The sequence below is a fragment of the Streptomyces sp. NBC_01235 genome, from assembly GCF_035989285.1.
Classification (GTDB): Bacteria; Actinomycetota; Actinomycetes; order Streptomycetales; family Streptomycetaceae; genus Streptomyces.
In genome coordinates this window covers 5666583-5679175 of record NZ_CP108513.1, presented here as the reverse complement: position 1 = coordinate 5679175, position 12593 = coordinate 5666583, and the positions used below count along the sequence as shown (strand labels likewise).

12 protein-coding genes and 1 tRNA gene are annotated in these 12593 nt (G+C 70.6%); 4 read left to right on the top strand and 9 right to left on the bottom strand.

The window, feature by feature from the left end; all coding sequences use genetic code 11:
* Positions 1-9 precede the first annotated feature (9 nt).
* The 3 genes from OG289_RS25305 to OG289_RS25295 all read left to right on the top strand — a co-directional run bounded on the left by OG289_RS25305 (position 10) and on the right by OG289_RS25295 (position 1454).
* Positions 10-729 (top strand): ABC transporter permease, encoded by a 720-nt coding sequence (locus tag OG289_RS25305; RefSeq protein ID WP_327316308.1) that lies wholly within the window; start codon positions 10-12, stop codon positions 727-729.
* Positions 730-825: 96 nt separating this feature from the next.
* Complete coding sequence (locus OG289_RS25300; RefSeq protein ID WP_327316307.1) at positions 826-1068, top strand: SGM_3592 family protein; 243 nt, start codon at positions 826-828, stop codon at positions 1066-1068.
* 299 nt (positions 1069-1367) lie between these two features.
* A tRNA-Ser gene (locus OG289_RS25295) sits at positions 1368-1454 on the top strand.
* A gap of 96 nt (positions 1455-1550) precedes the next feature.
* Here the strand turns inward: OG289_RS25295 and OG289_RS25290 are convergent.
* The 9 genes from OG289_RS25290 to OG289_RS25250 form a co-directional block, all read right to left on the bottom strand.
* On the bottom strand, positions 1551-2369 hold the full coding sequence (locus OG289_RS25290; RefSeq protein ID WP_327316306.1) for an HAD family hydrolase: 819 nt from the start codon (positions 2367-2369) through the stop codon (positions 1551-1553).
* The gene (gene serS, locus OG289_RS25285; RefSeq protein WP_327316305.1) at positions 2366-3643 is read right to left on the bottom strand and encodes a serine--tRNA ligase; all 1278 of its coding nucleotides are present in this window, start codon (positions 3641-3643) and stop codon (positions 2366-2368) included. The genes OG289_RS25290 and serS overlap by 4 nt, the downstream gene beginning before the upstream one ends.
* A gap of 599 nt (positions 3644-4242) precedes the next feature.
* The gene (gene pheA, locus OG289_RS25280) at positions 4243-5175 is read right to left on the bottom strand and encodes a prephenate dehydratase (RefSeq protein ID WP_327316304.1); all 933 of its coding nucleotides are present in this window, start codon (positions 5173-5175) and stop codon (positions 4243-4245) included.
* An 89-nt stretch (positions 5176-5264) separates the two neighbouring features.
* A complete protein-coding gene (gene efeB, locus OG289_RS25275; protein WP_327316303.1) occupies positions 5265-6572 on the bottom strand; it encodes an iron uptake transporter deferrochelatase/peroxidase subunit in 1308 nt (435 codons plus the stop codon).
* A gap of 8 nt (positions 6573-6580) precedes the next feature.
* Entirely contained in the window at positions 6581-8716 is a 2136-nt protein-coding gene (locus tag OG289_RS25270) for a copper resistance CopC/CopD family protein (RefSeq protein WP_327316302.1), read from the bottom strand.
* A 13-nt stretch (positions 8717-8729) separates the two neighbouring features.
* On the bottom strand, positions 8730-9182 hold the full coding sequence (locus OG289_RS25265; RefSeq protein ID WP_327316301.1) for a copper chaperone PCu(A)C: 453 nt from the start codon (positions 9180-9182) through the stop codon (positions 8730-8732).
* A gap of 23 nt (positions 9183-9205) precedes the next feature.
* Entirely contained in the window at positions 9206-9853 is a 648-nt protein-coding gene (locus OG289_RS25260) for an SCO family protein (protein WP_327316300.1), read from the bottom strand.
* 140 nt (positions 9854-9993) lie between these two features.
* Complete coding sequence (locus OG289_RS25255) at positions 9994-10752, bottom strand: YcnI family copper-binding membrane protein (RefSeq protein WP_327316299.1); 759 nt, start codon at positions 10750-10752, stop codon at positions 9994-9996.
* A gap of 125 nt (positions 10753-10877) precedes the next feature.
* Positions 10878-11792 carry a hypothetical protein gene (locus OG289_RS25250; protein WP_327316298.1) on the bottom strand — a complete coding sequence of 305 codons (915 nt, stop codon included), beginning with the start codon at positions 11790-11792 and terminating at the stop codon, positions 10878-10880.
* 243 nt (positions 11793-12035) lie between these two features.
* Here OG289_RS25250 and OG289_RS25245 point away from each other — a divergent pair, with 243 nt between their 5' ends.
* Complete coding sequence (locus tag OG289_RS25245) at positions 12036-12491, top strand: ATP-binding protein (RefSeq protein ID WP_327316297.1); 456 nt, start codon at positions 12036-12038, stop codon at positions 12489-12491.
* Positions 12492-12593 lie beyond the last annotated feature (102 nt).

Here is a 12593-nt window from a genome sequence, read left to right as displayed (position 1 = left end):
AGGCCCAAGATGTACGACCCCACAGTCGCCCGGCTCACCTACCGGGCCCTGCTCGGCCGACGCAGGGCCCTCATCCTGGGCGCCCTGCCCCTGCTGCTGATCGCGATCTCCGTGGTCGTGCGCGGCCTCGCCGGAGCCGACGACCAGACGGCGTCCGACCTGCTCGGCGGGCTCGCGCTCGCCACGATGGTGCCGATCATCGGAGTCATCGCCGGCACGGGCGCGATCGGCCCGGAGATCGACGACGGCTCCGTGGTGTACCTGCTGTCCAAGCCGCTGAAGCGGCCGACGATCATCTTCACCAAGCTGATCGTGGCCGTCGCGGTGACGATGGTGTTCTCCGCGCTGCCCACGCTCATCGCCGGCTTCATCCTCAACGGCAACGGCCAGCAGATCGCCGTCGCCTACACGGTGGCCGCGCTGGTCTCCTCCATCGCCTACGCGGCCGTCTTCCTGCTGCTGGGCACGGTGTCACGGCACGCGGTGGTCTTCGGCCTCGTCTACGCCCTCGTCTGGGAGGCCCTGTTCGGCTCCCTGGTGCCGGGTGCGCGCACGCTCAGCGTCCAGCAATGGTCGCTGGCCGTCGCCCACAAGGTGGCCGGCGGGGACCGCGTCACCTCGGACGTCGGACTGACGACGGCGACGGTGCTGCTGGTCGTGGTGACCGTACTGGCCACCTGGTACGCAGGACAGAAGCTGCGGGCGCTGACGCTGGCGGGCGAGGAGTGACCGGCCCTGCCGGGAAGCGGGCCGGTTGTTCTTGACGGCGGCTTCACCTGCGTCCCGGCACACTGTTCGGAATTGGATACGGCCAGGAGGACGGGGATGGCGGACGACAAGCCGGTGAGCGGCGGTCACGGGCGGTCCGAGGGCGAGGTCTGGGACGACCTCGTCCTGGACGAGGACTTCATACGGGCCGCCGAGACGTCCGAGCCGTCCGCCCGGGCCCGGATGCTGGCCGCGCGCTGGCGGGCGGAGAAGCCCGAGCCGCAGCCGTGGCGGTCCGACGACCCGCCGGCAGGCTGGTTCTTCAGCAAGGCGCGTCGACGCAGGTGGCGCCGCCGGTAGTCACCGCTCGGCTCTGCCCCGCCCTGCCCCGCTTGTCGTACAGCTGTTTTATTCGGTGGCGTCCAACTGGTCCCCCGGGCACAGTGGTTGTACCCGCAGCGCCGGAAGGGATCCGGCGCCACCGACCGGGAGAGGAGCGGGACGATGCCCATGCACGGCAGTACGTCCAGCTCCCTTCAGGGCAGCCGGGGGCGGGTTCCGGAGTAGTTACCCCTCCGTCGAACCCGTCCCGCACAGGGGAGCTGCCCGGGGCGGCCGCTTCGAGCACGCGATGTCGCTCTCGCGTGGGCCGCCCACCCGGAGGATTGGCCGAGTGGCAAGGCACCGGTTTGCTAAACCGTGGTCGGGGGTCACACCCCGCGCACGTTCGATCCGTGCATCCTCCGCGAGACGTTGTCATTGGAGCTGGGCCGAATTCAGGGCTTGGGGTACGTGTGAGAGGTACCGGCACCGGCACAGTCAGGGGCAATCCCCCCTGACTGTCAGCCGAGCAACCGCTCCACCGTCACCGCGATCCCGTCGTCCTCGTTGGACGACGTCACCTCGTTCGCCACTGCCTTGAGTTCGTCGTGGGCGTTGGCCATGGCCACGCCGTGGGCGGACCAGGCGAACATCGGGATGTCGTTGGGCATGTCGCCGAAGGCGATCGTGTCGGCGGCCTTCAGGCCCAGGCGGCGGGCCGCCAGGGAGAGGCCCGTGGCCTTGGAGAGGCCCAGGGGGAGCAGCTCCACGATGCCCTCGCCGGCCATCGCGACCGTGACGAAGCCGCCTGCGGCCTGCCGGGCGGCCTCGGCGAGCGCGTCGTCGGACAGCTCGGGATGCTGTATGTAGATCTTGTTCAGCGGCGCGGACCAGAGGTCGGACGCGTCCGTGAACGGCGTCGACGGGAGTGCGCCGGTGACCGCGTAACCGGGCCCGACCAGTACGTCTCCGTCCAGGCCGCCACGGCTCGCCGCCAGGTACAGCGGGCCGACCTCCGCCTCGATCTTCGCCAGCGCCACGCCGGCCAGCTGCCGGTCCAGCGTCACCGACGTCAGCAGACGGTGCTCGCCGGCGTCGTACACCTGCGCGCCCTGGCCGCAGACCGCGAGGCCGTCGTAGCCGAGGTCGTCGAGGATGTGCCGGGTCCACGGGACCCCGCGGCCCGTCACCACGATGTGCGCGGCGCCCGCCGCGGTGGCAGCGGCGAGGGCGTCACGGGTACGCCGCGAGATCGACTGGTCGGAACGCAGCAGCGTCCCGTCGAGATCGGTCGCGATCAGGCGGTAGGGGAACCCCTTGGCGGGAGCCGCGTCGCTCACTTGGCCACCGGCTCCAGGACCTCCCGGCCGCCGAGGTACGGGCGCAGCACCTCGGGGACGTACACGGAACCGTCGGCCTGCTGGTGGTTCTCCAGGATGGCGACGATCGTGCGCGGGACGGCGCACAGCGTGCCGTTCAGCGTGGCCAGCGGGCGGACCTGCTTGCCCTCGCGGACGCGGATCGACAGACGGCGGGACTGGAACTCGGTGCAGTCCGAGGTCGAGGTCAGCTCGCGGTACTTGCCCTGGGTGGGGATCCACGCCTCGCAGTCGAACTTGCGGGCGGCCGAGGAGCCGAGGTCACCGGTGGCGACGTCGATGACGCGGAACGGCAGCTCCAGCGAGGACAGCCACTGCTTCTCCCAGGCCAGCAGGCGCTGGTGCTCGGCCTGCGAGTCCTCGGGCGTGACGTACGAGAACATCTCGACCTTGTCGAACTGGTGGACGCGGAAGATGCCCTTGGTGTCCTTGCCGTGCGAGCCGGCCTCGCGGCGGAAGCAGGGCGAGAAGCCCGCGTAGCGCAGCGGAAGCCTGTCCGCGTCGATGATCTCGTCCATGTGGTACGCGGCGAGGGGGACCTCGGAGGTGCCGACGAGGTAGAGGTCGTCCTTGTCGAGGTGGTACACGTCCTGGGCCGCCTGGCCGAGGAAACCGGTGCCCGCCATGGACTGGGGGCGGACCAGGGCCGGGGTCAGCATCGGTGTGAAGCCGGCGGCCGTGGCCTGTGCGATCGCCGCGTTGACCAGGGCCAGCTCCAGCAGGGCGCCGACGCCGGTGAGGAAGTAGAAGCGGGAGCCGGAGACCTTCGCGCCGCGCTCGACGTCGATCGCACCGAGGATCTGACCGAGCTCGAGATGGTCCTTGGGCTCGAAGCCCTCGGCGCCGAAGTCACGGATGGTGCCGTGCGTCTCGAGGGTGACGAAGTCCTCCTCACCGCCCACCGGCACGTCCGGGTGGACGAGGTTGCCGAGCTTCTGCAGGAGCTCCTGGGTCTCGGCGTCGGCGGCGTCGCGCTCGGCGTCGGCCACCTTGACGTCGGCGGCGAGCTGGCTCGCCTTCTTCAGCAGCTCGGCCTTCTCGTCCGCGGAGGCCTTGGGGATGAGCTTGCCGAGCGTCTTCTGCTCGGCGCGCAGCTCGTCGAAGCGGACGCCGGACGACCTGCGCCGCTCGTCGGCAGACAGGAGAGAGTCGACGAGCGCGACGTCCTCTCCACGGGCGCGCTGGGACGCGCGCACACGGTCGGGGTCCTCACGGAGCAGGCGAAGGTCAATCACGCGGCCAAGGCTACCCGTGCGGGGTTGCGGCTCACGACTCACCATTCCGAACTGCAGGCGGAGGGTTCCGATTCATGGCTTACGTTCCGTTATGAGGGAATTGCCGAGCGTGTCAATAAAAAGTGTCTCACTCCCTGGGACGGGGCATGTGGCGGGCGTCTCGTTGACTCGATTTCCTTGTGGAGGAGGGGACTTGGAGGCGGAGTTGTCCACAGGTATCCACACCCCCGGAACAGTTATCCACAGGGTGTGCGAAAGGTCTGTGGACATTGGAATTGATCATTCCGATGCCGTCGAAGGGGGCGGGCAATTCCTTGCCCAAACCGTCTCCGGACCCACTTTCGGGTGGAAATGGGTCGCCCCAACGGATTGATCGAAGGAGACAGGTGGACGAAGGGTGACGCGCAGGTTGCGGGTCGCCCTGGTGCCTCGTAGGCCGATTTGTCGACTGAGTGGGGCTTCGATGGTCGATGTTGTCGACTTGTCCCCAGGTCGAGAAGCCGCCCTGTGGATAACTTCTGTGGATAACGAAGATACGCAGATAGGACCGGCTTCAACGACAGCCTGAGCGACGTTCGGCACCGGTCCCGGACCGGCTGCTAGAACCGGCCGTCCTGGCAGCGAGCCACCCAGTCCGACGCCGCCACGAACTCCCCGTCCGAGGTACCGGGCAGCGGAGCCGGCACGTCCGCCGGGCTCACCTCCGCACGCGGGTACGAACCCAGGAAACGCACCTCACGGCAGATCCGCTTCAGCCCCATGAGCGCCTCGGCCATCCGGCGGTCCGAGATGTGCCCCTCGGCGTCGATGCAGAAGCAGTAGTTGCCGATGCCGGCGCCGGTCGGCCGGGACTGCAGCAGCATGAGGTTGACGCCCCGGGTGGCGAACTCACCCAGCAGGTCGCGCAGGCCGCCGGGATGGTCGTCGCGCTGCCACAGCACGACGGACGTCTTGTCCGCGCCGGTCGGCGCCGCGGGCCGGGCGGGCCTGCCCACCAGCACGAACCGGGTCTGCGCGTTCTCGGCGTCGTGGATCCCGGTCTCCAGGGCCGTCAGGCCGTACCGGGCGGCCGCGAACTCGCCCGCGAAGGCGGCGTCGTAACGGCCCTCCTGGACCAGCCGGGCGGCGTCCGCGTTCGAGGCGGCCGACTCCCAGAGGGCGTCGGGGAGGTTTGCCTTCAGCCAGTTGCGCACCTGCGGCTGCGCGGCCGGATGCGCGGAGACCGTCTTGATGTCCGCCAGCTTCGTACCGGGCCGGACCAGCAGTGCGAAGGTGATCGACAGCAGCACCTCGCGGTAGATCATCAGTGGCGCGCCCGCGACCAGCTCGTCCAGGGTCGTGGTGATCCCGCCCTCGACGGAGTTCTCGATGGGCACGAACGCGGCCTCGGCCTCGCCGGTGCGCACCGCGTCGAGCGCGGACTGCACCGACACGTAAGGGATCAGCTGCCGGGTGGCCGCCTCCGGAAGCGTGCGCAGGGCGACCTCCGTGAAGGTGCCCTCGGGGCCGAGATACGCATAGCTCGCTGGCATGACCTCACCCTAATGGCCCTTGAGAACGCGGGCCGACGTGTCTCAGGACTGCCCCTCGCAGGAATGAATCAGCGCGACAGGGCGTAACCTCACGCTTCCAGCAGCCGCTGGCCCACGTACTCCCCCTCGGCAGCGCCGCCCGGCACCGCGAACAGGCCGCTTGTCTCGTGGCGGATGTACTTCGACAGGGCGTCGCCGCGGTCCAGCTTGCGCTGCACGGTGACGAAGCCGCGCAGCGGGTCCGCCTGCCAGCAGACGAAGAGCAGGCCCGCGTCCGGAGTCCCGTCCGGGTCGATGCCGTCGTGGTACGAGAAGGGCCGGCGCAGCATGGCCGCGCCGCCGTTCTGGTCAGGGCGGGTGATGCGGGCGTGCGCGTTGATCGGGACGATCAGATCGCCCTTGGCGTCGGTCTTCTCCAGGTCCATCGCGGTCGTCTCGCCGCCCCCCGACAGCGGCGCCCCGTCGGACTTCTTGCGCCCGATGACCTGCTCCTGCGCCGTGAGCGACAGCTTCTCCCAGTCGTCGAGGAGCATCCGGATACGGCGTACGACGGCGTAGGAGCCGTTGGCCATCCACGCAGGGTCCTTGGTGCCGGAGTCCGGGACGAAGATGCGCTGGTCGAAGTCGGAGTCGGCCGGCTTGGGATTGCGGGTGCCGTCCAGCTGACCCATCAGGTTGCGGGCCGTCATGGGGTGGGCAGTGGCGCCCGGCGTCCGGTTGAAGCCGTTCATCTGCCAGCGGACCTTTGCCGCGCTGCCCGCGTCCTTCTGGATCGCGCGCAGGGCGTGGAAGGCGACCAGGGCGTCGTTCGCGCCGATCTGCACCCACAGGTCGCCGTTGCTGCGGGCCTTGTCGAGGTGGTCGGAGGAGAAGTCCGGCAGCGGGTCCAGGGCGACCGGGCGCTGCTTCTCCAGTCCGGTGCGGGCGAAGAAGCTGTTGCCGAAGCCGAAGGTGAGCGTCAGCGAGGAGGGGCCGGCGTCCCGGGCCACGTCGGTGTCGTCGTTCGCCGCCGCCCCGCCCGCCATCAGTCGCCGGGCCGTCTCCGACCAGCGGCGCAGCAGCGCGGCCGCCTCTTTGCGGCCCGCGCCGGCCGCGAGGTCGAAGGCGACGAGATGGCCGCGGGCCTGGAGGCCCTGGGTGATCCCGGGCTGATGTTTCACGTGGAACATCACCTCGTCGGCGCCGATCGAGGACAGCGGCGTCGCCTGCGAGGGCGCGGCCGCATAGCCCGCGGCGCCGCCGGCCGCGCCGAGCACGACCCCGGTGGCACCGGCGGTGCCGAGCAGCCGACGGCGCGTCAGACCCTCGGGGGAGGGGGGCGCCGAGGGGGCACCCCCGTTGTCCACGGGGGCGGGGGTCTCGGGCGTACGGGCCTCGGGAATGGACTGGTCGGGCATGGTGCGGTTCAGCCGATCTGCGCGTTCTTGGAGACGGTGACCTGGTCGATGTCGGAGGTCCGCACGGTCACGGCGATCTTCCATTCGCCGGCCATGGGGATCTGGACTCCGTTCGCCGACCAGTGGCCGGTGGTGATGTGGTCGGGGGTGACGGGCAGCGGCCCGATCTTCTTGGCTTCGAGGGTGAAGGCGACCTTGACCTCGGGCACGTCGAAGGCGCGGCCGTTGGGCCGGGTCACGTAGACGTGCATCTCGTTGGCGCCGGCCCGAGCGGGGTCGAGGTCGACGCTGACCACGCCCTTGCCGTCCGTGCCGCCGGTGTCGAACGACATGTCCAGCGTCAGGGCGCCCGAGGCGGAGTCCGACGAGGAGGACGAAGAAGAGGACGAGGACTTGGTGGCCTTGGCGGCGTCCTGTTCCGTACGGCCGGGTTCGGTCGACGTCAGGATGGTGGTGACGGCGAGCAGCACGACGGCGACGCCGGCCTCGGCGAGCACCGAGCGGCGCAGGCCGAAGCGGCCCGCGTCGGAGTCCCGCAGCCGCTTCTGCCGGGTGGCGTCGACGGCGGCCTGCTGCCGGGCGAGCTGTGTGGCCCGCTTCGTGCTCCCGGAGCCGGATTCGGCGCCCCCCGAGCCGGTCCTGCTGTCGCGGGAGACCGCCTTGGCGGCGTCGCCGGCCCCGGCCGCCGCCGTGACGTGCTCCTTCTCGGGCGCGGACTCGTCGGTCAGCGGCTCGTCGGGTGTGGACTCGTTGGCTGCGGGCCCGGGCTCGGACGTCTCGGCGGCGGATGTCTCGGCGGCAGATGCCTCGGCCGCGGGCTTCAGTGCCGCCGCCCTGCTCGTCGTATGCGTCTTGCTCGTCGTATCCGCCAGCCGCGCCGTCCACCGGCGCGAGATCCACGCGATGCCGACGAGCAGCGCCACGAGTCCGATCTTGATGAGCAGCAGTTGTCCGTAGCGGGTGTCGGTGAAGGCGGACCAGGAGCCGAGCTGACGCCAGGACTGGTAGACGCCGGTGGCGACCACGGCGAGGACGCTGCCGAAGGCGACCTGGGAGAAGCGGCGGACGGCGGTGGCCTCGACGGGCCGGTCGGCGGGCGCCCGGTACAGCGCGACGAGAAGCGCGGTGAGTCCGCCGAGCCAGGTCGCCACCGCCACCAGGTGCAGCACGTCGACCGGCATCGCGATGCCCGGCTGCAACCCGGTCGAGGCGTGCTCGGCCATGGCCCAGCTCGCCGCGAGCCCGGCGGCGACGACGGTTCCGCCGATGGCGAGCCCGAAGGTCAGGTCCTGCTTCTCCTCGTCCTCCCTTGAATCCGGCAGTCGGCGCGAAGCGCCGTCGTTCGGGGTGGTGGTGGGAGACGGGCGGGCGTAGGCGCCGAAGAGCACGGAGATGAACAGCGCGGCCGCGGCGAGCAGCAGCAGCCGGGAGACCAGGGCCGCGCCGGTCTTGGTCTGGAGGACCTGTGCGAGGAGGTCGAGGTCGAAGACGTCGCCGAGCTTGCCCGAGCTGGTGTAGGAGCCGCGCAGGAGCATCAGGAACAGGGTGGCCGCGGTCATCGCGAGCCAGCCGGAGACGACGAGCCGTTGTACGGCCCGCACGCCGGCGCCGCGTTGCCAGCAGGCCAGCACGAAGGCGGCCCCGCCGACCATCACGATGAACCCGGCGTACGACACGTACCGCCCGAAGCCGTAGAGCCCGCCGACGATCCCGCCGCCGGCCTTCTGGTCGGACACCGAGACGCTGGTCTTGGAGGGGGAGCCGATGGAGAAGGTGTAGGCGCCGGCGACGGGATGGCTGTCGGCGGACACCACCTGGTAGGTCACCGTGTACGTGCCGTCCGGCAGCCCCGAGTGCAGCTGCACCGCGTAGGAGGTGCCGCTCGTGCCCGCGGGCTTGCCGCTGTCGACGCGGGTGCCCTTGGGGTCGAGGACGCGCAGTGAGTCGTCGTTCATCGACACGGCCTCGGAGAAGGTCAGTGTCACCTGGGTGGGCGCCTTGTCGACCACCACCCCCTGCGCGGGGTCGCTGCCGGTCAGCGCGGCGTGCGCGGAGGCGGGTCCGGCGCCGGCGAGAAGCGTGCCGGTGACCGCCAGGAACAGCAGCACGAGCATCCGGACGCGGGGGGCGATGGTCTGCGTCAAGGTGGTCCCTCCCTCAGTGGCCGGTCTTCGGGTTGTACGTGGCGGGCTCCACCGGAATCTCGACCTCGACGGGGTCGGATGCGGCGAAGTGCAGCTCGACGGTCACCGTCTCGCCCTGCACCGGTTTGCTCTTCAGCTTCTCGAACATCAGATGGTTCCCGCCGCTCTTGAACACGAGTTGACCGTGTGCGGGCACATCGAGGGACGTGACCTCCTCCATCGACGAGCCGACGGTCTCGTGGAGGGTGACGCTGCCCGCGGCGGCGCTGGTCACGGAGGTCAGCTCGTCCTTCGCGCCGCCCTTGTTGACGATGGTGAGGAAACCGGCGGCCATGGTGTCGGAGACGGGCTGCGGTATGTAGGCGGCCCGCACGGACAGTTCGGCCCGCGCGTCGGAGTCCGACCCGCATCCCGCCAGCAGCAGCGCCCCGGTGACTACCGTGGCGGGCAAGACGAGGAGCCTCATGGGCTTCCGATGCTGCACACGGCTCATGGGTTCTCACCCTTGATGATCTTGGGGAGGTCCTTGGTGTAGTCGTCGACCGTGGCGTCCTTGCTGTAGAGGAGGTATCCCCCGTTCGTCTTCGGGGAGAAGGCGAGGACCTGGGTGCCGTGGGTGGAGACGATCTTGCCGTTCTTGTCCTTGTGCGGTGCCTCGACGGAGATGCCGAGGGTGCGGGCGGCGGCCTGGATGGTCGCGAACTTCCCGGTCAGGCCGACGACCTGGGGGTCGATGCCCTTGAGCCACTTGCCGAGCGCGGCCGGGGTGTCACGGTCCGGGTCGGTGGTGACGAACACGACGCGTAGCTCGTCCTGCTCGGCCTTGGACAGCTGCTTCTTGGCGACGGCGATGTTGCTCATCGTCAGCGGGCAGACGTCGGGGCAGTTGGTGTATCCGAAGTAGACCAGCGTCGGGTGGCCCGCGGTCTCCTTGCGGAGGTCGTACGACTTCCCCTGGGTGTCGGTGAGGACCAGATCGGGCTTGGTGAAGGGCTGGTCGAGCACGGTCGCGGCCTGCTGCGAGGTGTCCTCGGAGACGACGGCGACCGGGCTGCCGCTGTCGCCGCTGCCGCAGGCGGAGAGGGTGAGGGTGGCGGCGGCGAGCAGCGCGGCCACGGCGAACGTCTTCTTGCGCATAGAAAAATGTCCCAGATGTGTGAAATCCGGTGCGCACCGGGGTCGCATGCGTGTGTGCGTGCGTGTCCCCGGTGCGCGTCACGGACGAGCAGGCGTCGGGCGCCGGGCCACAGGGCCGTCGGTCCGAAGCGGGGTGGGGCTCAGGCCTCGGTCGTGGTCCGGCGGCGGCCGGCGAGCACGCCGTACGCCACACCGGCGGCACCGACGACGATGCCGACCACGCCGAGGACCCGGGCGGTGGTGTCGGTGCTGTCGGAGTCGGCGGCGGTCTCGGTCGTCGCGGCGGTCTCCTCGGCGTCGTCGGACTTGTCGGAGGCGTCCTCGGCGGTCGTGCCGTGGTGGCCGTCCTCGGAGGCGGCGGCCAGGGTCAGCACCGGGGCCGGGTTCTCCGGCTCCTCCGCGCCGTCCTCCTGGACCTCGATCCAGCGCACGACCTCCTTGTTGGAGTACGTCTGGATCGCCTTGAAGACGAGTTCGTCGGCGTCCTCGGGCAGCGCGCCCACGGAGACCGGGAACTTCTGGAAGTAGCCGGCCTCGATGCCCTTGCCGGTGGCGGTCCAGGTGATCTTGGAGACGGCCTCGGAGATCTGCTTGCCGTGCACCGTGAGGGGCTTGGCGAGCTTCGCCTTGGTGACGTCGACCTTCCAGCCGTTGATCGGTTCCGGCATCGCGGAGGCCAGCGGGTGGTCGGTCGGGAAGGTTACCTCGAGCTTGGTGGTCGAGGCGTCGTCCCGCTCGTTGGGGACCTTGAAGTCGACGACCGCGTAGCCGCCCTTGGCGGCGGTGCCCTCGGCGGCGACGCTGACGTGCGCGAAGGCGGGCGAGGACAGGACGAGAACGGCGGAGCCGGCGACGGCAGCGGCGGCGGCGACGCGGGCGGCGATGCGAGAGACCTTCATGACAGGGAGCACTCCACTCTGAGTGGGTCTGCGGGTGAGGAGAGGCGCGTACACGGTGGTGCGCACGTGCGCGTGCCGCACGACAGCGGCCGCCCCCTTGTGTGGTGGAGTGCTGGTCGTGTCGCTCAGGCAGCGAGGACGAGAACCGATGCGGCCGGTGGGCCTCGTCTGATCACCGAGTGCTGGAGTGCGGGGGTGCGGGGTGCGGGCGGCGCGAGCAGCGCGGTGGGCGGGACGCGCGGTCCCGCCCCGGGCGCGCCCGGCAGCCCCGCGAGCAGGGCGCGCACCAGCGCGAGGGCCCCGCGCAGGGACCTTACGAGCGCCCCCTCGGCGACGCCGTGGGCCGACAGGGCGAGCAGCCGCAGCAGGGCCGTGTCGCCGCGCCGCAGCAGCCATCCGGCGGCGACGGCCGCCAGGACGTGGCCGAGCAGCATGGGCACGGACGGCAGCAGGGACATCGACGAGCCGGCGGTGGACAGGGCGTCTGCCGGATGGTGCATGGAGCCCATCCCGCTCATGCCGGCCATCCCGCTCGTGCCGGCCATCCCGCTCGTGCCGGTCATGCCCGTGCCGCCGCCGCTGCCGGCGCCCTGGGGGTAGAGCCGCGCCGCGACGAGGATCTTCTGGGCCTGGGCGGGGCTGATCGCCGCCGCCGAGGCCCCGCACACCAGCCGGGCCGCCCGTTCGACGAGCGTGGCGTCGGACGCGGACAGCGCGGTGGAACCGGCGGACGCGGTGGAGGCGGCGGAAGCGGTGGCGGCGTAGGCGGTGTGCTGGCCGAGTCCGAAGAGCGTGTGCAGCACGGTCTGGCCGAGCGCGAGGAGCGCCGCGATGCCCGGCAGCGAGCGCGGGCGTCCGGCGAGCGGCACCACGACCGCGAGGGCGCCCAGGAATCCCGCGCCCAGCGTCCACGGCGGGACCGTGGCGCAGGAGGCCATGGTGTGCCCGGCAGCGGCCAGCACGACGCAGACCGCGGCGAACACCGCGGCCCGCAGCAGCCGTAGATCGCGTCCGGAGCGCTCACCGTGGGGGGCAGTCATGGCGGGCTCATCATCGCACTGGCCTTACCGCGGCCATACGGCAGGTCCACAAGGTTCCCTACGATGCGGAAGATCACTTTCTGGGTTCGAGTGGTGCGACTGGTGCTCCTGAGTCCCACATACACCGATTGTTGGCCTGTGTGCATCCCCCATATGGGCGGCATCACGCGGAAATCGCGCTTACATACGGCCGTGGGCGGCAATACGTATCGGTATGTCGAGCCGCGGCCAGGAGGCTGGAGCATGAGCATCTGGTGGTCACTCCATCTCCGGCGCGAAGCTGCGAGCGTTCCGCTCGCCCGTCGCCTGCTGCTCGGCACCATGGAGACGGCGGGCGTCGATCCCGACGTCAGTTACGACCTCTCGGTCGCCCTGAGCGAGGCCTGCGCCAACGCCGTCGAGCACGGCGGGGGCACCGCGCACGGCGGCTGTTCGGAGGCGTACCGCGTCACCGCGTACCTCGACGGCGAGAAGTGCCGCATCGAGGTCGCCGACTCGGGCCCGGGGTTCACGGGCGAACGCCCCGCCCCCACCCCGGTCTGCACGAGCACCGACGCCGAGCAGGGCCGCGGCCTCTATCTCATCCAGGAACTCGCCGACCACGTCCACATCGGCAACAAGCCGGGGCTCGGCGGCGCGGTGGTGAGCTTCGACAAGATCCTCAAATGGCGCAAGGACGCGCCCCTCATGGCCGTCTGAGCACCGGTCAGGGACGGTCAGCGCCGATAAGGGCGGATCGGGGCCGGTCGGGTCCGGTCAGGGCCGGTCGGGGCTGATCAGGGCCTGTCGGATCCGGTCGGA